General features: G+C 60.9%; 19 protein-coding genes and 1 other RNA gene. 13 read left to right on the top strand and 7 right to left on the bottom strand.

Translation table 11 applies throughout. The annotated features are described in order from the left end of the window. Positions 1 to 327 precede the first annotated feature (327 nt). The 4 genes from ccoN to ccoP are packed head-to-tail and all read left to right on the top strand — an operon-like array spanning position 328 to position 3,543. Positions 328 to 1,770, top strand: a complete 1,443-nt coding sequence (ccoN, locus tag KW838_RS18480; RefSeq protein WP_102698755.1) for a cytochrome-c oxidase, cbb3-type subunit I — start codon at positions 328 to 330, stop codon at positions 1,768 to 1,770. Then, positions 1,770 to 2,378, top strand: coding sequence for a cytochrome-c oxidase, cbb3-type subunit II (gene ccoO / locus KW838_RS18475; protein ID WP_011333287.1), 609 nt, complete (start codon positions 1,770 to 1,772; stop codon positions 2,376 to 2,378). The genes ccoN and ccoO overlap by 1 nt, the downstream gene beginning before the upstream one ends. Before the next feature lie 5 nt (positions 2,379 to 2,383). Next, entirely contained in the window at positions 2,384 to 2,569 is a 186-nt protein-coding gene (locus KW838_RS18470) for a CcoQ/FixQ family Cbb3-type cytochrome c oxidase assembly chaperone (RefSeq protein ID WP_003175465.1), read from the top strand. Then, entirely contained in the window at positions 2,566 to 3,543 is a 978-nt protein-coding gene (gene ccoP / locus KW838_RS18465; protein ID WP_218481482.1) for a cytochrome-c oxidase, cbb3-type subunit III, read from the top strand. The genes KW838_RS18470 and ccoP overlap by 4 nt, the downstream gene beginning before the upstream one ends. Positions 3,544 to 3,784: 241 nt before the next feature. Here ccoP and KW838_RS18460 read toward each other — a convergent pair whose 3' ends face one another. Further along, a complete protein-coding gene (locus tag KW838_RS18460) occupies positions 3,785 to 4,003 on the bottom strand; it encodes a hypothetical protein (protein ID WP_218502230.1) in 219 nt (72 codons plus the stop codon). A 519-nt stretch (positions 4,004 to 4,522) separates the two neighbouring features. Between KW838_RS18460 and ccoG the strand changes: the two genes are divergently transcribed. From ccoG to KW838_RS18420, 8 genes are all read left to right on the top strand, one after another. After that, positions 4,523 to 5,938, top strand: a complete 1,416-nt coding sequence (ccoG, locus tag KW838_RS18455; RefSeq protein WP_102698758.1) for a cytochrome c oxidase accessory protein CcoG — start codon at positions 4,523 to 4,525, stop codon at positions 5,936 to 5,938. 11 nt (positions 5,939 to 5,949) lie between these two features. Continuing rightward, entirely contained in the window at positions 5,950 to 6,489 is a 540-nt protein-coding gene (locus KW838_RS18450; RefSeq protein ID WP_218502228.1) for a FixH family protein, read from the top strand. Positions 6,490 to 6,643: 154 nt separating this feature from the next. Beyond that, positions 6,644 to 9,097 (top strand): heavy metal translocating P-type ATPase, encoded by a 2,454-nt coding sequence (locus KW838_RS18445; protein WP_218502226.1) that lies wholly within the window; start codon positions 6,644 to 6,646, stop codon positions 9,095 to 9,097. Positions 9,098 to 9,119: 22 nt separating this feature from the next. After that, a complete protein-coding gene (gene ccoS, locus KW838_RS18440; protein WP_007971444.1) occupies positions 9,120 to 9,338 on the top strand; it encodes a cbb3-type cytochrome oxidase assembly protein CcoS in 219 nt (72 codons plus the stop codon). Next, a complete protein-coding gene (locus KW838_RS18435; RefSeq protein ID WP_218502224.1) occupies positions 9,331 to 10,014 on the top strand; it encodes a sulfite exporter TauE/SafE family protein in 684 nt (227 codons plus the stop codon). The genes ccoS and KW838_RS18435 overlap by 8 nt, the downstream gene beginning before the upstream one ends. A 163-nt stretch (positions 10,015 to 10,177) precedes the next feature. Next, entirely contained in the window at positions 10,178 to 11,560 is a 1,383-nt protein-coding gene (gene hemN / locus KW838_RS18430) for an oxygen-independent coproporphyrinogen III oxidase (protein WP_218502286.1), read from the top strand. 90 nt (positions 11,561 to 11,650) lie between these two features. Continuing rightward, the gene (gene fnr, locus KW838_RS18425) at positions 11,651 to 12,385 is read left to right on the top strand and encodes a fumarate/nitrate reduction transcriptional regulator Fnr (RefSeq protein ID WP_104449746.1); all 735 of its coding nucleotides are present in this window, start codon (positions 11,651 to 11,653) and stop codon (positions 12,383 to 12,385) included. Positions 12,386 to 12,465: 80 nt separating this feature from the next. Beyond that, entirely contained in the window at positions 12,466 to 13,014 is a 549-nt protein-coding gene (locus KW838_RS18420) for an adenine phosphoribosyltransferase (protein ID WP_003223345.1), read from the top strand. Positions 13,015 to 13,145: 131 nt separating this feature from the next. Here the strand turns inward: KW838_RS18420 and KW838_RS18415 are convergent, their stop codons facing one another. The 5 genes from KW838_RS18415 to dnaX all read right to left on the bottom strand — a co-directional run bounded on the left by KW838_RS18415 (position 13,146) and on the right by dnaX (position 18,946). After that, on the bottom strand, positions 13,146 to 14,294 hold the full coding sequence (locus KW838_RS18415) for an acyl-CoA dehydrogenase family protein (RefSeq protein WP_218502223.1): 1,149 nt from the start codon (positions 14,292 to 14,294) through the stop codon (positions 13,146 to 13,148). Positions 14,295 to 14,478: 184 nt separating this feature from the next. Beyond that, positions 14,479 to 15,081: a recombination mediator RecR gene (recR, locus tag KW838_RS18410; protein ID WP_008050204.1), complete on the bottom strand. Its 603-nt coding sequence runs from the start codon at positions 15,079 to 15,081 to the stop codon at positions 14,479 to 14,481. 79 nt (positions 15,082 to 15,160) lie between these two features. Next, positions 15,161 to 16,195, bottom strand: coding sequence for an NADP-dependent oxidoreductase (locus tag KW838_RS18405; RefSeq protein ID WP_102698765.1), 1,035 nt, complete (start codon positions 16,193 to 16,195; stop codon positions 15,161 to 15,163). Positions 16,196 to 16,457: 262 nt separating this feature from the next. Then, the gene (locus KW838_RS18400; RefSeq protein ID WP_007971455.1) at positions 16,458 to 16,796 is read right to left on the bottom strand and encodes a YbaB/EbfC family nucleoid-associated protein; all 339 of its coding nucleotides are present in this window, start codon (positions 16,794 to 16,796) and stop codon (positions 16,458 to 16,460) included. Positions 16,797 to 16,864: 68 nt separating this feature from the next. Next, positions 16,865 to 18,946, bottom strand: coding sequence for a DNA polymerase III subunit gamma/tau (gene dnaX, locus KW838_RS18395; protein ID WP_218502222.1), 2,082 nt, complete (start codon positions 18,944 to 18,946; stop codon positions 16,865 to 16,867). A 123-nt stretch (positions 18,947 to 19,069) separates the two neighbouring features. On the opposite strand from dnaX, the gene KW838_RS18390 reads away from it, so the two are divergent. After that, positions 19,070 to 19,867, top strand: a complete 798-nt coding sequence (locus tag KW838_RS18390; protein WP_218502219.1) for an ABC transporter substrate-binding protein — start codon at positions 19,070 to 19,072, stop codon at positions 19,865 to 19,867. Between the two features lie 60 nt (positions 19,868 to 19,927). Here KW838_RS18390 and ffs read toward each other — a convergent pair. Then, positions 19,928 to 20,024, bottom strand: an RNA gene (gene ffs / locus KW838_RS18385) — signal recognition particle sRNA small type. Positions 20,025 to 20,117: the final 93 nt, after the last annotated feature.

Genomic DNA, 20,117 nt, shown 5'->3' with positions numbered 1-20,117 from the left:
ACCCTGAACGATGTGTTCGACGAATCTGCCCGATGACAGGCCGCAAAGGCTGGTAGATACCGGCTATCGCGCCAGTTGCCTTCGGTCAGCCAAACGTTGCGTTTGAACACACCCCGTTACATCCGACCTGACCCCCTCGCCTGATCAGTCCGCCGGGACGTTTTGCCCGCGGGCAATTTTGTCCCTACGCGGCGCATGGAAAGGCCGCAGAATCAGCATTTGAAAGCATTGACCCAGGTCATGGCGCGTTGCAATGACCCCCTGCTTTCTCCATACTTGCGGCCGATTTTTAATCCTAATAAAACACCCAAACCGTGGAACCTTAGAATGAGCACAGCAATCAGTCCGACTGCTTATAACTATAAGGTAGTCCGCCAGTTCGCCATCATGACGGTGGTCTGGGGGATCCTTGGCATGGGGCTCGGTGTCTTCATCGCCTCGCAACTGGTCTGGCCGGAGTTGAACTTCGGTCTGGCATGGACGAGCTTTGGACGCCTGCGCCCGCTGCACACCAACCTGGTGATTTTCGCCTTCGGTGGATGTGCACTGTTTGCCACTTCTTATTACGTCGTGCAGCGAACCTGCCAAACGCGACTGATTTCCGACAGCCTCGCCGCCTTCACCTTCTGGGGATGGCAAGCGGTGATCGTCGGCGCGATCATTACCTTGCCGATGGGTTTCACCACCACCAAGGAATACGCGGAACTGGAATGGCCCCTGGCTATTCTGCTGGCCATTGTCTGGGTCACCTACGGTCTGGTGTTCTTCGGCACCATCGTCAAGCGCAAGACCAAGCACATCTATGTGGGTAACTGGTTCTACGGCGCCTTCATCGTCGTGACCGCGATGCTGCACATCGTCAACCACATGTCGCTGCCGGTCAGCCTGTTCAAGTCCTACTCGGCCTACTCGGGTGCGACGGACGCCATGATCCAGTGGTGGTACGGCCACAACGCCGTGGGCTTCTTCCTGACCACCGGCTTCCTGGGCATGATGTACTACTTCGTGCCGAAACAGGCCGAGCGTCCGATCTACTCCTATCGCCTGTCGATCGTGCACTTCTGGGCGCTGATCACCCTGTACATCTGGGCCGGTCCCCACCACCTGCACTACACCGCACTGCCGGACTGGGCTCAGTCGCTGGGCATGGCGATGTCGATCATCCTGCTGGCACCGAGCTGGGGCGGCATGATCAACGGCATGATGACCCTGTCGGGCGCCTGGCATAAGCTGCGCACCGACCCGATCCTGCGTTTCCTCGTGGTGTCCCTGGCGTTCTACGGCATGTCGACGTTCGAAGGCCCGATGATGGCCATCAAGACCGTCAACTCGCTGTCGCACTACACCGACTGGACCATCGGCCACGTACACGCCGGTGCCCTGGGCTGGGTTGCGATGATCTCGATCGGCGCCATCTACCACATGATTCCGAAACTGTTCGGTCGTGCGCAGATGCACAGCACCGGCCTGATCAACACGCACTTCTGGCTCGCAACCATCGGTACCGTGCTCTACATCGCCTCGATGTGGGTCAACGGCATCACCCAGGGCCTGATGTGGCGTGCAATCAACGACGACGGCACCCTCACCTACTCGTTCGTCGAAGCGCTGCAAGCCAGCCACCCGGGCTTCATCGTTCGCGCCCTGGGCGGTGCGTTCTTCGCCACCGGTATGCTGTTCATGGCCTACAACGTCTTCCGTACCGTACGCGCCTCGAACCCGGCTGAAGCCGAAGCCGCCGAACAGATCGTCGTAGTTGGAGCTCACTGATGAAGCATGAAGCAGTCGAGAAGAATATTGGCCTGCTGGCCTTCTTCATGGTCATCGCCGTCAGCGTCGGCGGCCTGACCCAGATCGTTCCGCTGTTTTTCCAGGACGTCACCAACAAGCCGGTCGAGGGCATGAAGCCCCGCACCGCCCTTGAACTGGAAGGCCGGGACGTTTATATCGCCAACGGTTGTGTCGGCTGCCACTCGCAGATGATCCGTCCGTTCCGTGCTGAAACCGAACGTTATGGCCACTACTCGGTCGCCGGTGAAAGCGTCTGGGACCACCCGTTCCTGTGGGGTTCCAAGCGTACCGGTCCGGACCTGGCCCGTGTCGGCGGTCGTTACTCCGATGACTGGCAGCGTGCGCACTTGTACAACCCGCGCAACGTCGTGCCCGAGTCGAAGATGCCGGCCTACCCGTTCCTCGTGGAAAACAAGCTCGACGGCAAAGACACCGCCAAGAAAATGGAAGTGTTGCGCACGCTCGGCGTCCCTTACACCGACGAAGACATCGCCGGCGCCAGGGATGCCGTGAAGGGCAAAACCGAAATGGACGCGCTGGTGGCCTATCTGCAAGGCCTGGGCACCATCATCAAAAGCAAACGGTGAATTAGATGGATATCGGGATGATTCGTGGCCTGGGCACCGTTGTCGTGATGGTGGCCTTCATCGGACTGGCACTGTGGGTGTTCAGTCCCAAGCGCAAGTCGGAGTTTGAAGACGCGACCTTGCTGCCTTTCGCGGATGATCCCGAAGCCATCAAGCACGTCGAGCAAGCTTCTAGGAGTAACAAAGAATGACTACATTCTGGAGTCTGTACGTCACAGTCCTCAGTCTCGGTACGATCTTTTCCCTGACCTGGCTGCTGCTGTCGACCCGCAAGGGCCAGCGCACCGAGCAGACAGACGAGACGGTCGGGCACTCCTTCGACGGGATCGAGGAGTACGACAACCCGCTGCCGAAATGGTGGTTCATGCTGTTCGTGGGCACCATCATCTTCGCACTGGGCTACCTGGCGCTGTATCCGGGCCTGGGTAACTGGAAAGGCCTGCTGCCGGGTTACGGCTACCTCGACAACGAGAAGCAGACCCCCTTCGCCAACGGCCAGACCGGCTGGACCGGCGTCCACGAGTGGGAAAAGGAAATGGCCAAGTCGGACGCGAAGTTCGGTCCGATCTTCGCCAAGTTCGCGGCCATGCCAATCGAAGAAGTGGCCAAGGACCCGCAAGCCCTGAAGATGGGTGGCCGCCTGTTCGCCTCCAACTGCTCGGTCTGCCACGGTTCCGACGCCAAGGGCGCCTATGGCTTCCCTAACCTGACCGACGCCGACTGGCGTTGGGGTGGCGAGCCGGAAACCATCAAGACCACCATCATGGGCGGCCGTCATGCGGTGATGCCGGCGTGGGCTGAAGTGATCGGCGAGCAAGGCGTGGCCGACGTGGCCGCGTTTGTCCTGACCAACCTCGATGGCCGCAAGCTGCCGGAAGGCGCCAAGGCCGACCCGGTTGCCGGGCAGAAACTGTTCGCCGCCAACTGCGTGGCGTGCCACGGTCCGGAAGGCAAAGGCACCCCAGCGATGGGCGCCCCCAACCTGACTCACCCGGCAGCGTTCATCTACGGTTCGAGCTTCGCTCAACTGCAGCAGACCATCCGCTACGGCCGTCAGGGCCAGATGCCTGCGCAAGAGCAACTGCAAGGTAACGACAAGGTTCACCTGCTGGCCGCTTACGTCTACAGCCTGTCTCACGGTGAGAAGGCAGCGGACGCCGAGTAAGGCAAAGGCTTGATGCAACAAAAAACGGCCCCGCCAAATCACATTGGCGGGGCCGTTTTCATTTCAAGTCCATGCACACTTATTTGCGCACAGCTCCGTGGACTTGCTGGCAAGCCCTCCCGGTTATTATTTTTCACGCCCCCTTCGATCAACTAATCAAAACGGCTTCGCCACTTTAGTTATCGAAGTGATTTTTTATAATCTCATGAATACACTTCGTATTCATGTGTATTAGCTGTAATCAAGGAAGGTTACCGCCACCCAAACTGTCCAGACCGCCAGTCCCTTTCTTTTTGTCTGAAGATCGTTTTGCCTGGAGTTTTTGCGCAGTCGGCTCCACCGTATCGACAGTCGTAGCGGGTGCCGGAATCGTGCAGTCTGCACCTGGCTTATGAGCTTCGACAGTAATTGGTCCAGCAGCCTGAGTTGCTCGAGTGCAATCTTTATCATTAATAGACATTTTTACTTATCCTTAAGTAGACACTTACAACGTATACGACGCGCAATAAAATTTATTACCGCCGCACTAACAACCTATTAAATCAAGAGCAAAATATCCATCTACAAATAATCACAAAGCATGACCAAAGTTAAAAATATATTCTTCACGAATAAAACCTATCCGCCTTCTTAAATCATTAGACAGAAAACAAAACATCAAACGATCAAACCAGAACAGTCAAGTTAAGATATTTCCCGCGCATCAACCCACTGATATCCGCCCCCTCGCCGATACGGACTGTTTGTTCACACTAACCGCGCGGCCTTGCTGAAAACCATCCATACTTCACAAGTCAATTGACTCAGATCACGTTTTGTTACATTCGCTACACCATTCATGATTTTTACCCAACGCGACCAAAGGTCGCACCCGCAGGCTAGAGCGACAGGCGTATCATTGCGCCACTGCAACACCCCTTTTTGACCGCGGTCGGCACGTACTGACCGAGGCACTTTTCCACTGCCGTGGGATGCAATGATGAGCAACCAGATTCCGGTACACGACGTCACTCCACCCACCAAGAACGCGAACAACAGCGTCGACCTCTACGCCGCCAGGGAAAAAATCTACACCCGCGCCTTCACCGGCCTGTTCCGCAACCTGCGGATGACCGGCGGTGCCCTGTTGTTCCTGCTGTATTTCGGTACGGTGTGGCTGGACTGGGGCGGTCATCAGGCGGTCTGGTGGAACCTGCCGGAGCGCAAGTTTTTCATTTTCGGCGCCACCTTCTGGCCCCAGGACTTCATCCTGCTGTCCGGCATGCTGATCATCGCCGCGTTCGGCCTGTTCTTCATCACGGTGTATGCCGGACGGGTCTGGTGCGGATATACCTGCCCGCAAAGCGTCTGGACCTGGATCTTCATGTGGTGCGAAAAAGTCACCGAAGGTGATCGCAACCAGCGCATCAAGCTCGACAAGGCGCCGATGAGCGCCAACAAGTTCCTGCGCAAATTCAGCAAGCACAGCCTGTGGCTGTTGATCGGTTTCGTCACCGGCATGACCTTCGTCGGTTACTTCTCGCCGATCCGCGAACTGGTGTTCGACTTCTTCAGCGGTCAGGCGGATGGCTGGTCTTACTTCTGGGTCGGTTTCTTCACCCTCGCCACTTACGGCAACGCTGGCTGGTTGCGCGAACAGGTGTGCATCTACATGTGCCCGTACGCGCGCTTCCAGAGCGTGATGTTCGACAAGGACACCCTGATCGTTTCCTACGACCCGCGCCGCGGTGAAAGCCGTGGCCCGCGCAAGAAGGGCATCGATTACAAAGCCCAGGGCCTGGGTGACTGCATCGACTGCACCATGTGCGTCCAGGTCTGCCCGACCGGTATCGACATCCGCGACGGCCTGCAAATCGAATGCATCGGCTGCGCCGCCTGCATCGATGCCTGCGACGCCATCATGGACAAAATGGAATACCCGCGCGGGCTGATCAGCTACACCACCGAACACAACCTGTCCGGGCAGAAAACCCATAAACTGCGTCCACGCCTGATCGGTTATGCCGTGGTACTGCTGGCGATGATCAGCTTGCTGGTGACCGCGTTTTTCATGCGTGCGCTGGTGGGTTTCGATGTCAGCAAGGACCGCGTGCTGTACCGCGAGAACGCCGAAGGCCGGATCGAAAACGTCTACAGCCTGAAAATCATGAACAAGGACCAGCGCGACCATACCTACCTGCTCGAAGCCTCCGGCCTGCCGGATCTCAAATTGCAGGGCCGGCGCGAGATCAAGGTCGCGGCCGGCGAGATCGTCAGCCAGCCTGCCGAGCTGTCCGTCGCGCCGGAAAAACTGCCGTCGAGCACCAACGAGGTGAAATTCATCCTCAAGGATGCCGACGACGACAGCATCCACATTGAAGCCAAGAGCCGGTTCATCGGCCCACAAATTCGTTGAGAGAACTGAACATGCCCGCAGCAACTGCCGCAAGCCCCTGGTACAAGCACCTCTGGCCGTGGATCATCATCGGGATCCTGGCCTGCTCGGTGACCCTGACCTTGTCCATGGTGACCATCGCAGTGAAGAACCCGGACAACCTGGTCAACGACAACTACTACGAGGCCGGCAAAGGCATCAACCGCTCCCTCGACCGTGAGCTGCTGGCCCAGAACCTGAAAATGCGCGCCAGTATTCATCTCGATGAAGTGACCGGCGAAGTTGACCTGCGACTGAGCGGCGACAGCCATCCGAAAACCCTGGAGCTGAACCTGATCTCGCCGACCCAGCCGGAGAAGGATCGCAAGATCACCCTGGCCCGCAGCGAAACCGAACAGGGTCGCTACATCGGCCAATTGAGCGACAAGATCGAAGGCCGACGCTTTGTCGAATTGCTCGGCACCCAGGACGAGCACATCTGGCGCATGTTCGAAGAAGAACTGGTCAACCATGACAAGGATCTGCTGCTCGGTGACGAACCGTTGCAAGGTGCCGAAGACCTGAAGAAATAAAGCAGCGCTTCGCGCATCGCGAGCAAGCTCGCTCCCACAGTTGATCACCGCCGTGCTCAGAACCTGAGTACACCTATGATCCCTGTGGGAGCGAGCTTGCTCGCGATGAGGCCCTATCAGACGCCAGAGATTCAGCAGTACTAGTGAATACTCCATGACCACCACCCCACTCCCCTGCTACCACTGCGCCCTGCCCGTCCCGGCCGGCAGTCGCTTCACCGCCGTCGTACTCGGGGAGCCCCGCGAGTTCTGCTGCCCGGGTTGCCAGGCCGTGGCCGAGGCCATAGTCGCGGGCGGCCTGGATAGCTATTACCAGCACCGCAGCGAAGCCTCGGCCAACCCCGAGGCGCTGCCGGTACAACTGGTCGACGAACTGGCGCTTTATGACCGCGCCGATGTGCAGCAGCCCTTTGTCCGTCACGATGGCGAACTGGCCGAAACCACGCTGTTGATGGAAGGCATCAGTTGCGCCGCCTGCGGCTGGTTGATCGAGAAACACCTGCGCACCTTGCCGGCGGTGGCCGAAGCGCGCCTGAACCTGTCCAACCATCGCCTGCACGTGCGCTGGAGCGACGCGCAATTACCCCTGAGCCGGGTCCTCAGCGAACTGCGCCACATCGGGTACGCCGCACACCCCTATCAGGCCGACCGCGCCAGCGAACAGCTGGCCGGCGAAAACCGCCTGGCCCTGCGCCAGCTTGGCGTGGCCGGATTGCTGTGGTTCCAGGCGATGATGGCAACCATGGCCACCTGGCCTGAATTCAACATCGACCTCAGTCCCGAACTGCACACCATCCTGCGCTGGGTCGCCCTGTTCCTCACCACCCCGATCGTGTTCTACAGCTGCGCACCGTTTTTCAAGGGCGCCATGCGCGATCTGCGCACCCGCCACCTGACCATGGACGTTTCCGTGTCGCTGGCCATCGGCAGCGCCTACGTCGCCGGGATCTGGACCTCGATCACCGGGGTGGGCGAGCTGTATTTCGATGCCGTCGGCATGTTTGCCTTGTTCCTGCTGGCCGGGCGCTACCTGGAGCGGCGCGCCCGTGAGCGCACGGCCGCCGCCACCGCGCAGCTGGTGAATCTGTTGCCCGCCTCGTGCCTGCGCTTGACCCCCGAAGGCCAGAGCGAACGCATTTTGCTCAGCGAACTGCGAATCGGTGATCAGGTACTGGTTCATCCAGGCGCCATTCTCCCGGCCGACGGCAAGATCCTCGACGGCCAGTCGAATATCGACGAATCGCTGCTGACCGGCGAATACCTGCCGCAACCTCGCACCCTCGGCGATGCGGTCACCGCCGGTACCCTGAACGTCGAAGGCGCACTGACTATCGAGGTCCAGGCCCTGGGCCAGGACACGCGCCTCTCGGCCATCGTTCGTCTGCTCGACCGTGCCCAGGCCGAAAAACCGCGTCTGGCGGAAATCGCCGACCGCGCCGCGCAATGGTTCCTGCTGTTGTCGCTGATTGCGGCTGCGGCCATTGGCCTGTTGTGGTGGGAACTGGATTCATCGCGAGCCTTCTGGATCGTGCTGGCGATGCTCGTGGCGACCTGCCCGTGCGCCTTGTCGCTGGCGACGCCGACCGCCCTCACTGCGGCCACCGGCACCTTGCACAAGCTCGGTCTGCTGCTGACCCGCGGCCATGTGCTGGAAGGCCTGAACCAGATCGACACGGTGATTTTCGACAAGACCGGCACCCTCACCGAAGGGCGTCTGGCGTTGCGCTCGATCCGCCCCCTCGGCGCCCTCGACAGCGACCAATGCCTGGGCCTCGCCGCCGCCCTGGAAAACCGTTCCGAACACCCGATCGCCCGTGCTTTCGGACGCGCGCCGATGGCGGCCGAAGAAGTCCACAGCACCCCGGGTCTTGGCCTGGAGGGGCTGGTTGAAGGGCGACGCCTGCGCATCGGTCAACCGGGATTCGTCTGCGAACTCAGTGGTGCCAAGGCGCCGCCGATGCCCGAAGAAGCCGGCCAATGGCTGCTGCTCGGCGACAGCGAAGGGCCGCTGGCCTGGCTGGTCCTCGATGATCGCTTGCGTGCCGATGCGCCGGTATTGCTGGCCGCGTGCAAGGCGCGGGGCTGGCGCACGCTGTTGTTGTCCGGCGACAGCTCGCCGATGGTCGCCAGCGTGGCGGCAGAACTGGGCATCGACGAAGCGCGCGGCGGCTTGCGCCCGGACGACAAACTGCAAGTCCTGCAACAACTGCACAAGGAAGGTCGCAAGGTGTTGATGCTGGGTGACGGCGTCAATGACGTGCCGGTGCTGGCGGCTGCGGATATCAGCGTCGCCATGGGCTCGGCCACCGACCTGGCGAAAACCAGTGCCGATGCGGTGCTGCTGTCCAACCGCCTCGACGCGCTGGTGCAAGCCTTCAGCCTGGCGCGGCGCACCCGTCGGGTCATTATCGAGAACCTGTTGTGGGCAGGGTTGTACAATGGCCTCATGTTGCCCTTCGCCGCCCTCGGCTGGATCACTCCGGTCTGGGCGGCGGTAGGCATGTCGATCAGTTCGTTGACCGTGGTGCTGAACGCGCTGCGCCTGACTCGAATGCCGAGCGAGCGCGCCCTCGACACCCCGCCAGAAACCCGCCCGCTGCCGGCCTGAGCCGCGCGGGCATGGAGTCCAGATGCCAGCTCTTTACGTGATGATTCCCGCTGCGCTGCTGATCGTGGCCATCGCCGTCTATATCTTCTTCTGGGCGGTCGACAGCGGGCAGTACGACGACCTCGACGGCCCGGCCCACAGCATCCTGTTCGACGACCAGGACCCGAACCACACCGCCGCCGTCGACGAAGCCAGCGGCCAACCGGCCAAACCACAAGACAAGGCCCCGCCCCATGCTTGAACTGGCGCCACTGCTGGTATCGGCGGTGATCCTCGGCTTGCTTGGCGGCGGTCATTGCCTGGGCATGTGCGGAGGCTTGATGGGCGCGCTGACCCTGGCGATTCCCAAAGAGCAACGCAGCCGCCGCTTTCGCCTGCTGCTGGCCTACAACCTGGGGCGGATTCTGAGTTATGCCTGCGCCGGACTGTTGATCGGCCTGGCCGGATGGGCCGTGGCCAGCAGCCCGGCGGCGATGTTCCTGAGAGTCCTCGCCGGCTTGCTGTTGATTGCCATGGGCCTGTACCTGGCCGGCTGGTGGAGCGGCCTGACCCGCATCGAAAGCCTCGGTCGAGGCTTGTGGCGGCACATCCAGCCAGTCGCCAACCGGTTGCTGCCGGTATCGAGCGTTCCGCGTGCGCTGCTGCTGGGCGCGCTCTGGGGCTGGCTGCCGTGCGGCCTGGTTTACAGCACCCTGCTATGGTCGGCCAGCCAGGGCAACGCGCTGGACAGTGCATTGTTGATGCTTGCGTTCGGGCTTGGCACCTGGCCGGTGCTGCTGGCGACCGGCCTGGCTGCCGAGCGCGTCACCGCGGTGTTGCGCAAGCGCAGCGTACGCATGGCGGGTGGGATGCTGGTGATGCTGTTTGGTCTCTGGACACTGCCGGGGCCGCATCAGCATTGGTTGATGGGGCACTAAAAGCAAAAGATCGCAGCCTTCGGCAGCTCCTACATGGATCGCGTACACCTGTAGGAGCTGCCGAAGGCTGCGATCTTTTGATCTTGATGTAAGTCAAGATGCCCCACCCCGCCCTCGCATAAAGTGGCCGACACTGCCAGCCTATCCGGGGAATGCCCGCATGATGCTCGACGCCATTCGTTGGGACACTGATCTGATCCGCCGTTATGACCTGGCGGGACCCCGCTACACCTCGTACCCCACCGCCGTGCAATTCAACAGCCAGGTCGGCACCTTCGACCTGTTTCACGCCCTGCGCGACAGCCGCAAGGCCCAACGTCCATTGTCCCTGTACGTGCACGTGCCGTTCTGCGCGAACATTTGCTACTACTGCGCCTGCAACAAGGTCATCACCAAGGATCGCGGCCGGGCGCAGCCGTATTTGCAGCGCCTGGAACAGGAAATCCAGCTGATCGCCTGCCACCTCGACCCCACACAGAAAGTCGAGCAACTGCACTTCGGTGGCGGCACGCCGACCTTTCTCAGCCACGACGAACTGCGCCAGCTGATGGCGCACTTGCGCAAACACTTCAATTTGCTGGACGACGATTCCGGCGACTACGGCATCGAGATCGACCCCCGCGAGGCCGATTGGTCGACCATGGGACTGCTGCGCGAACTGGGCTTCAATCGGGTCAGCATCGGCCTGCAGGACCTCGACCCGGCGGTGCAGCGAGCGGTCAATCGCCTGCAAAGCCTGGAGGAAACCCGCGCGGTGATCGACGCCGCCCGCACCTTGCAGTTTCGCTCGATCAACATCGACCTGATCTACGGCCTGCCTAAACAGACGCCAGAGAACTTCGCCCGCACCGTCGATGAAGTCATCCGCCTGCAACCGGACAGGTTATCGGTATTCAACTACGCCCACCTGCCGGAGCGCTTCATGCCGCAGCGGCGCATCAACAGCAATGAACTGCCGACACCCGCGCAGAAACTGGAAATGCTGCAGCGCACCATCGAGCAACTGATCAACGCCGGTTACCGTTACATCGGCATGGACCACTTCGCCCTGCCCGACGACGAGCTGGCTATAGCCCAGGAAGAATCGACCCTGCAACGCAATTTCCAGGGCTACACCACCCACGGTCATTGCGATCTGATCGGCCTGGGCGTCTCGGCAATCAGCCAGATCGGCGACCTCTACTGCCAGAACAGCAGCGACCTGAACCACTATCAGAACACCCTGGCTTCTATGCAACTGGCCACCAGCCGCGGCCTGCTGTGCAATGCCGATGACCGGTTGCGGCGCGCGGTCATTCAGCAATTGATCTGCAATTTCAGCCTGGAGTTTTCCGACATCGAACAGGCCTTCAACATCGACTTTCAGGGCTACTTCGGCGATCTCTGGCCTCAGTTGCAAGACATGGCCAAAGACGGGCTGATCGAGCTCGATCGCGACAGGATCACCATCCTGCCCGCCGGGCGACTGTTGGTGCGTTCGGTGTGCATGGTGTTCGACGCGTACCTGGAACAACACAACCGCCAGCGATTTTCACGGGTGATCTAATTCTGCAAGCTAGCGCCCCAGACTGGCCTCGATCTCCTATGGTGAGTTACCCTTACGCCTTATGTGTGAATTCCCACAAGGATTGAAGAAATGTCCGAGCCAGTAAAACAGCGCGCTCATAGCCAAGCCCATTGCAAGGATTGCAGCCTGGCCCCTCTTTGCCTGCCACTTTCGCTGAATCTGGAAGACATGGATGCGCTGGACGAAATCGTCAAGCGCGGCCGGCCGCTGAAAAAGGGCGAGTTTCTGTTTCGCCAGGGCGATACCTTCGATTCTGTCTACGCAGTCCGTTCCGGCGCCCTCAAGACCTTCAGCCTGAGCGACAGCGGTGAAGAACAGCTCACCGGTTTCCACCTGCCCAGCGAACTGGTCGGCCTGTCGGGCATGGACACCGAAAAGCACCCGGTGTCGGCACAAGCCCTGGAAACCACCTCGGTGTGTGAAATTCCTTTCGAACGCCTCGACGAACTGGCCCTGCAACTGCCGCAGTTGCGCCGTCAGTTGATGCGGGTGATGAGCCGCGAGATCCGTGACGACCAGCAGATGATGCTGCTGTTGTCGAAAAAGACCGCCGACGAACGCATCGCCACCTTCCTGGTCAACCTGTCGGCACGCTTCCGCGCCCGGGGTTTTTCCGCCAATCAGTTCCGCCTGAGCATGTCGCGCAACGAAATCGGCAACTACCTGGGCCTGGCGGTGGAAACCGTGTCCCGGGTCTTTACCCGCTTCCAGCAAAACGAGCTGATTGCGGCAGAAGGCAAGGAAATCCGGATTATCGACCCGATCCAGCTGTGCGCCCTGGCCGGTGGCTCACTGGACGGCTGAAACAAAACGTCGTGGCTGAGCGCAACGGTTCAGCCGCCGTTATACTGCGTCGTTTGCAGCCCTGCCAGGACACCTAGACGATGGTCTTCGACTCCTTCGACATCAAATCCCTCATCCGCCCTGTCATCGACTTCCCGAAACCGGGCGTGATCTTTCGCGACATCACCCCGCTGTTCCAGTCGCCCAAGGCCCTGCGCCTGGTGATGGACAGCTTCGCCCACCGTTACGTCGAGGCTGACTTCACCCACATCGGCGCGATGGACGCCCGTGGCTTCCTGATCGGTTCGGTACTGGCCTATCAGTTGAACAAGCCGCTGGTGCTGTTCCGCAAGCAAGGCAAACTGCCGGCTGACGTGCTGGCCGAGGGCTATGCGACCGAATACGGCGAAGCCTTCCTGGAAGTGCACGCCGACAGCCTGTGCGAAGGGGATTCGGTGGTGATGTTCGATGACCTGATCGCGACCGGCGGCACCCTGATTGCCGCCGCCAACCTGATCCGCCGCATGGGCGCACGGGTGCATGAAGCGGCGGCGATCATCGACCTGCCGGAGCTGGGTGGCTCGCAGCGCCTGGAGGACATGGGCATTCCGACGTTCTGCCTGACGCAGTTTGCGTTGACTGATAAGTAATCTGGCGCCTGTACTGACGCCTTCGCGAGCAAGCCCGCTCCCACAGTGAACGCATCCTTCCTGACAGAACGCAGTCAAATGTGGGAGCGGGCTTGCTCGCGAATGGCGTCAGTCGCTACACCGCAAAAAACTCAAAGCCCCATCTGCTTGCTGATGATCTCGTTCATCACTTCCCGCGTCCCGCCGCCAATCGACAAAATCCGGTTGTCGCGGTACAGCCGCTCCACCAGGCTCTCGCGCATGTATCCCAGCCCACCGAGTATCTGCACCGCATCGGTCACGATCCGGTCTGCGGTATCCGTCGCAAAATTCTTGGCCATGGAAATTTCCTTGATCACACTCTGCCCCGCCGCCATCTTTGCCGCCTGGCGATAAGTGAATTCCCGGGATACCTCCAGCGTGGTCGCCATCTCGGCGAGGCGATGCTTGATCACCTGAAACTTGCCGATCGGTTTGCCAAAGGCCTCGCGCTGGCGCGCCCACTTCAGGCTCTCTTCCAGCGCCAGCTGTGCGGTCATGTTGGCCATCAGAGCCAGGGCCAGGCGTTCGCTCTGGAAATTGCCCATGATGCAGGCAAAGCCCATGTTCTCGGCGCCGATCAGGTTTCCCACGGGCACCGGGCAATCATCGAAGAACAGCTCGGCGGTGTCTGACGCCCACCAGCCCATTTTCTTCAGTTGCCGTCCTACGGTGAATCCGGGCGTGCCCTTTTCGATCAGCAACAGGCTGATGCCGGAGAACCCCGGCTCACCGGTACGCACCGCGACGGTATAAAAGTCCGCACGCACACCGCTGGTGATAAAGGTTTTGCTGCCATTGACCCGGTAAAAATCGCCGTCACGCACGGCGCGGGTTTGCAGGTTGGCGACGTCGGAGCCGCCGCCGGGCTCGGTGATGGCCAGGGCGCTGACTTTTTCGCCGGTCAGTACTTGCGGCACCACACGATCACGGACTTCAGGCCGGGCCCACTTGAGAATGGGCGGCAAGCCGATATCCAGCGACCCCAGGCCGGCAACCAGCCCGCCTGAGCCGCAGCGCATCAACTCCTCACTGGCGGCAACCTTGGCGAACAGATCCCCTTCATGGCTGCCTCCGTAAGCCTGCGGGTAGCCGATGCCGAGAATCCCCGCTGCGCCGGCCTTGAGGTAGAGCTCGCGAGGAAAGCTTTCGGCTTCTTCCCACTGCTCGATATCAGGAAGGATCTCGCGTTCGACGAATCGTCTGACGCTGTCACGGACCAATTGGTGGCTGGGGTCGAAGTATTCCTGAAAGGCAGACATCGGCGAGCTCCACTGAAGGGGTCAGTGAAGTTAACCGAGCGCTTGCTTGGTTTACAACAGGATTGTGTGAATCAGCGACACCGAGGTGCGCCCTTCGCGAGCAAGCCCGCTCCCACAGGGGATTGCATTCCAAATGTGGGAGCGGGCTTGCTCGCGAAGGCGTCAGCATGGACGCCACATGAACTCAGAGCGAAATCGGCTTACGCCCGGCAAACGAATGCGCCAGCGTGCCGCCATCCACCAGTTCCAGCTCACCACCGAGCGGCACGCCGTGGGCGATCCGCGAGGCGATCAGGCCTTTGCTGCTGAGCAACTGGGCGATGTAATGCGCAGTGGCCTCACCTTCCACGGTCGGGTTGGTCGCCAGGATGACTTCGGCGAAGGTGCCAGCCTCTTCGATCCGCGCCATCAATTGCGGGATGCCGATGGCTTCCGGCCCCAGACCGTCGAGCGGCGACAGATGCCCCTTGAGCACGAAGTAGCGCCCGCGGAAACCGGTCTGCTCCACCGCATAGACGTCCATCGGGCCTTCCACCACGCAGAGCAAGGTGTCGTCGCGACGGGTATCGGCGCATTGCGGACAGAGATCATCTTCGGTCAGCGTACGGCACAAGCGGCAGTGACCGACCCCTTCCATGGCCTGGCTCAAGGCCAGCGCCAGGCGTGAGCCGCCGCTGCGGTCACGCTCGAGCAACTGCAACGCCATGCGCTGGGCGGTTTTCTGACCCACGCCTGGCAAAATTCGCAGGGCGTCGATCAGTTGGCGAATCAAAGGGCTGAAGCTCATGGTGGAAAAGTCCGACAAAACAACGAGACGCGGTTTATACCCGCGCCTCGGTTGAGCGTCAAATTGCAGCGTCAATTACTCAGTCCCGGGAAACCCGAACCACCAGTTTGCCGAAGTTGCGCCCCTCCAGCATGCCGATGAACGCGTCGGGAGCCTGTTCAAGGCCATCGACCACGTCTTCGCGGAATTTCACTTTGCCATCACGCACCCAGGGCGCCATGGCACTAAGGAATTCCGGCTGGCGATCACCATAGTCATCGAACACGATGAAGCCCTGGATGCGCACCCGCTTGGTCAACAGGGTGCGCTGCAACAGGGGCAGGCGATCCGGCCCGCTCGGCGCTTCATGGGCGTTGTAGGAGGCAATCAGGCCGCACAGTGGAATCCGCGCCTTGGGATTGAGCAACGGCACCACGGCGTCGAAGACCTTGCCGCCGACGTTTTCGTAGTAGATGTCGATGCCCTTGCCGCAGGCCTTGGCCAGCTCATCGGCAAAGTCCGGACTCTTGTGGTCGATGCAGGCGTCAAAGCCCAACTCGTCGACCACATAACGGCACTTGTCCGCCCCGCCGGCCACGCCAACCACACGCAGCCCCTTGATCTTCGCCACCTGGCCGACCACCGAACCCACCGCACCGGAGGCCGCTGCAACCACCAGGGTTTCGCCGGCCTTGGGCTGGCCGATGTCCATCAGGCCCATGTACGCGGTCATGCCCGGCATCCCCAGCACCCCAAGGGCCATCGACGCACTGGGCAATCCCGACGGCACCGGGATGATGCTGCGCCCGTCATTGATGCTGTGGCTTTGCCAACCAGTGGCACCGACCACCAGGTCACCTTCCTGAAACTTCGGATTGAGCGAACGCTCGACCCGGCTGACCGCGCCCCCGGTCATGACTCCGCCGATTTCCACCGGTGCGGCGTAGGACGGAGCGTCGCTCATGCGTCCGCGCATGTAGGGATCCAGCGACAGGAAAACGGTCTTGAGCAGCACCTCACCGTTGGCCAGCTCCGGCAACGCCACCCGCTCCATGCGGAAGTTTTCCGGCGTTGGCGCGCCGACGGGGCGTGAAGCCAGGACAATGCGTTGATTGAGGGTCATGGGGTCGGACATGGCAGCGTCTCCTGTGATCGATGGGGTTGGGTGATATAGGGAGCAGACCTTTGTGGCGGTATGGCGTTCGATGTGTTTTCAGTTGCACCGGGTGAATTCTTCGCGAGCAAGCCCGCTCCCACATCTGGAATGCAATCCCCTGTGGGAGCGGGCTTGCTCGCGAAGGCGACTTCACAGGCACCGCATCTCTGTCAGCCAGAAACAAAAATGCCAGGCGCAATGCCTGGCATTTTTTGTAGCTCATCTGCCGCCTGAAGGCGAATCAGAATGGCAGTTTCATGCCCGGCGGCAGTTGCATGCCGGCAGTCATGCTGCCCATCTTGTCCTGGCTGTTGGCTTCGATCTTGCGCACGGCATCGTTGACCGCGGAGGCGATAACCGCTTCCAGCATTTCCTTGTCGTCTTCGCTCATGCCTTCAACCAGGCTCGGGTCGATGGTCACGCTCTTGACGTCATGACGACCGGTCATCACCACGGTGACCATATCGCCACCGGCCTTACCGGTGACTTCGGCGTTGGCCAGCTCTTCCTGCATCTTGGCCATTTTTTCCTGCATCTGCTGCGCCTGCTTCATCAGGCCGGCCATGCCACCTTTCATCATGGTAATCACCTCTAAAGTACTTGGATCAAAACAGCGCCCGGCGGAATGTAGCCGAGCGCCTTCAGTTATTAGCCCTGAGTGACCAGGGCGTCGACAGGTTCAATAGTATCGTTACGGACCACCGCACCGAACTGCTGCATCATTTGCTGGATGAACGGATCGCCATGGATCGATTCCTCCGCCTCGCGCTGACGGTTGGCGCGGCGGCGCGAAGCCGCTTGTGCCGGGGTTTCCTGCTCGGGCTTGATCAGCTCGATGCTCAGGGTCAGCGTGCGCTGGTGATACTGGTTCAGCGCATCGTTGAGGCGACGCTGCTGAGTGGCGTTGAACAAGGCACTGTGGGCCGGGTCCAGGTGCATCAGCCAATTGTCGCCATCCACCGCGATCAGCGTGCAGTTGGCGGCGATGCTGCCGGTCATGCCGGAAATCGGCAATTTCGGGAACAGCTCCAGCCATTGCAGGGCGAGGCCAGTGGCCGGCATTGCCGCGGGCTCAGGCTCGGGCTCCGGCGCCGGGTCGGCGGCATGCTCGCTGGCCAGTTCGTCGAGGTAACTGTAGGCCGAATCCATGTCCGGCTCGATGTAATCCTCGTCCAGCGGCGGCTCGTCATCCAGGTCCATGCCCGGCGTTGCGGCATCGACGTCGGCCACCGAAGGCTCCGGTATTGGCGCGGCGGCCCACTCCGGGGCATCCGGCACCACGCTGTCCGGCGTCGGCAACGGCATCGGCGGTAATTCGGGTTGTTCGCTGGCGGTTTCCAGCACCGGCTCCACCGCCGGTTGCTGAACGGGGGCAGGCGCGACCGGGTCATTCCACGGCAAGTCGACCACCTCCTCGACCACGGCCGCTTCAACCACAGGCACAGGCGCAGCTTCCGGCACAACGACCGGCGCCACCGGTTCCGGTGCGGGCGCGGGAGCCGCCACTGGCGCAGCCGCTATCGGTGCAACAGCCGCAGCGACTACCGGCGCAACGACCTGCGCGGCAGCCACTGAGTTTGCGGAATCAACTGTGGCCTGGCTGATCCCCACTGGCTTTAGCGGTTGCCTCGGGGCATCCGCGGTATCTGCGGGCCGGAACGCCAGCATCCGCAGCAACACCATTTCAAAACCGCCCCGGGGATCCGGCGCCAGCGGCAAGTCGCGGCGACCGATCAGGCCCATCTGGTAGTAGAACTGCACGTCTTCGGCCGGCAAGGCCTGGGCCAGTGCCAGCACACGATCGCGGTCGCCGTGACCGTTATCGACACCTTCCGGCAAGGCCTGGGCAATGGCAACGCGGTGCAGCACATTGAGAATCTCCGAGAGCACGCCATTCCAGTCCGGGCCTTGTTCGGCCAGGTGGCGGACGGCTTCGAGCAGCGCCTTGGCATCGCCTTCGATCAGCGCATGCAGGACGTCGTAGACCTGCCCGTGATCGAGGGTCCCGAGCATCGCCCGCACATCGGCGGCCAGGACCTTGCCTTCACCGAAGGCAATCGCCTGGTCGGTCAGGCTCATGGCATCACGCATCGAACCGTCGGCAGCACGGCCCAGCAACCACAGTGCATCGTCTTCGAACGGCACGTTCTCGACACCCAGCACGTGGGTCAAGTGCTCGACAACCCGTTCCGGTGTCATGTTCTTCAGGGAGAACTGCAGGCACCGCGACAGAATCGTTGCCGGAAGTTTCTGCGGATCGGTGGTCGCCAGGATGAACTTGACGTAGGGTGGCGGCTCCTCGAGGGTTTTGAGCAGCGCGTTGAAGGAATGGCTGGAGAGCATGTGCACTTCGTCGATCAGGTAGACCTTGAAGCGCCCACGGCTCGGGGCGTACTGCACGTTGTCGAGCAATTCGCGGGTATCTTCGACCTTGGTGCGGCTCGCGGCATCGATCTCGATCAGGTCGACAAAGCGGCCTTCGTCGATTTCGCGACACACCGAACACTCGCCACAGGGGGACGAAGTGATACCTGTCTCACAGTTAAGGCATTTGGCAATGATCCGCGCGATGGTGGTCTTGCCGACCCCACGGGTACCGGTGAAGAGGTAGGCGTGGTGCAGCCGTTGGCTGTCCAAGGCATTGATCAGAGCCTTGAGCACATGGGTCTGGCCGACCATTTCGCGGAACGAGCGCGGACGCCATTTACGTGCAAGAACCTGATAACTCATCGAAAACCGTCGCAGCGAAGGAAGCAGAAGCGGCTAATGCTAGCGGAGCAAGGCACAAATTGCATCCGGTGCGCTCGTGTATTGTGGCTAAGCTGCACATCGGGGGCATTTAACGGAGTGTTTATGCGGTTGGCCTTGGGGACATTGCTGTTGATCAGCCTGGACAGCGCAGCGGCGCCAGCACCGCTGCGCTTCGTGATAACCGACAGCTGGAGCATGCCCATGGTGCAACTTGAACGGGGCAAACCGACCCAGGGCATCCTGTATGACATGATGCTCAGCCTCGCGACCCAGGTCGGCGTACCGGCCGAATTCCACGTATTGCCCCGCAGGCGCATACAAGACGCCATGGAGCAAGGCGAGGTCGATGTCCGCTGTTATGCCGCGCAATCGTGGCTGCCCGAGCAATCTGACGAATATCTCTGGAGCATCCCGCTCTTCACTCAACCTGACGTGTTGATCACCCGGCATGCGCCGCCCGACCCAGTCAAACCCGCCGACTTGCCGCAACAGCCCATTGGCACGGTGCTGGGCTACAGCTACCCGACCCTGCAGCCGCTGTTCGACACCGGCCAACTGCAGCGCGACGATGCACGCAATCAGGAACAAGTGCTGGAAAAACTCCTGGCCGGCCGCAATCGCTATGCCGTCAGCAATCAATGGAGCCTGGACTGGTTCAATCACCGCCTGTTGCCGGAGCAGCAACTGCAAAACGTGGCAGTGCTGCAGGAAAACAGCCTCGGTTGCTACGTTCGCAACGACCCACAGGTCCCGGTGCAGAGCATTCTGCGCACCCTGGCGCGGATGAAGATGTCCGGGGAGATCGATGAAATTGTTCGGCTGTATATCGGTGGCGAGCCGGCGCCTGTGGATAAAGCGCAAACGACGAAAAACCGCCCCGGAGAAGATCCTGGCAGCTAGCGAAAGTCTGTATTGAAGAAGATAACGCGAGAGAACACTCGCGTGGCGTTAAGGTGGTAACCCTACCAGCCACACCCCGGCACACAATGTCACCGCTGCGGCTGCTCCCTTCCAGGCCTGACCGGGTTCACGGCTGATCGTTGCGGGGGGACCGATAGGGTCACCATAACGACGCTCACCTGTCGGCGAGCCGCGCCATTGTACCTATCTGAGGCGAAGTTACAACCGTTGGTTTCGGATAAAAAACATG

The sequence above is a fragment of the Pseudomonas sp. PDM27 genome, assembly GCF_019219205.1.
Lineage (GTDB): Bacteria > Pseudomonadota > Gammaproteobacteria > Pseudomonadales > Pseudomonadaceae > Aquipseudomonas > Aquipseudomonas laurylsulfatiphila.
The sequence above is the reverse complement of the archived record's forward strand: the minus strand, read 5'-3'. Positions and strand labels throughout refer to the sequence as shown.

Coding starts and splice junctions, on each gene's coding strand:
- ccoN (WP_102698755.1), top strand. CDS start 328: ATGAGCACAGCAATCAGTCCGACTGCTTATAACTATAAGGTAGTCCGC.
- ccoO (WP_011333287.1), top strand. CDS start 1,770: ATGAAGCATGAAGCAGTCGAGAAGAATATTGGCCTGCTGGCCTTCTTC.
- KW838_RS18470 (WP_003175465.1), top strand. CDS start 2,384: ATGGATATCGGGATGATTCGTGGCCTGGGCACCGTTGTCGTGATGGTG.
- ccoP (WP_218481482.1), top strand. CDS start 2,566: ATGACTACATTCTGGAGTCTGTACGTCACAGTCCTCAGTCTCGGTACG.
- KW838_RS18460 (WP_218502230.1), bottom strand. CDS start 4,003: ATGTCTATTAATGATAAAGATTGCACTCGAGCAACTCAGGCTGCTGGA.
- ccoG (WP_102698758.1), top strand. CDS start 4,523: ATGAGCAACCAGATTCCGGTACACGACGTCACTCCACCCACCAAGAAC.
- KW838_RS18450 (WP_218502228.1), top strand. CDS start 5,950: ATGCCCGCAGCAACTGCCGCAAGCCCCTGGTACAAGCACCTCTGGCCG.
- KW838_RS18445 (WP_218502226.1), top strand. CDS start 6,644: ATGACCACCACCCCACTCCCCTGCTACCACTGCGCCCTGCCCGTCCCG.
- ccoS (WP_007971444.1), top strand. CDS start 9,120: ATGCCAGCTCTTTACGTGATGATTCCCGCTGCGCTGCTGATCGTGGCC.
- KW838_RS18435 (WP_218502224.1), top strand. CDS start 9,331: ATGCTTGAACTGGCGCCACTGCTGGTATCGGCGGTGATCCTCGGCTTG.
- hemN (WP_218502286.1), top strand. CDS start 10,178: ATGCTCGACGCCATTCGTTGGGACACTGATCTGATCCGCCGTTATGAC.
- fnr (WP_104449746.1), top strand. CDS start 11,651: ATGTCCGAGCCAGTAAAACAGCGCGCTCATAGCCAAGCCCATTGCAAG.
- KW838_RS18420 (WP_003223345.1), top strand. CDS start 12,466: ATGGTCTTCGACTCCTTCGACATCAAATCCCTCATCCGCCCTGTCATC.
- KW838_RS18415 (WP_218502223.1), bottom strand. CDS start 14,294: ATGTCTGCCTTTCAGGAATACTTCGACCCCAGCCACCAATTGGTCCGT.
- recR (WP_008050204.1), bottom strand. CDS start 15,081: ATGAGCTTCAGCCCTTTGATTCGCCAACTGATCGACGCCCTGCGAATT.
- KW838_RS18405 (WP_102698765.1), bottom strand. CDS start 16,195: ATGTCCGACCCCATGACCCTCAATCAACGCATTGTCCTGGCTTCACGC.
- KW838_RS18400 (WP_007971455.1), bottom strand. CDS start 16,796: ATGATGAAAGGTGGCATGGCCGGCCTGATGAAGCAGGCGCAGCAGATG.
- dnaX (WP_218502222.1), bottom strand. CDS start 18,946: ATGAGTTATCAGGTTCTTGCACGTAAATGGCGTCCGCGCTCGTTCCGC.
- KW838_RS18390 (WP_218502219.1), top strand. CDS start 19,070: ATGCGGTTGGCCTTGGGGACATTGCTGTTGATCAGCCTGGACAGCGCA.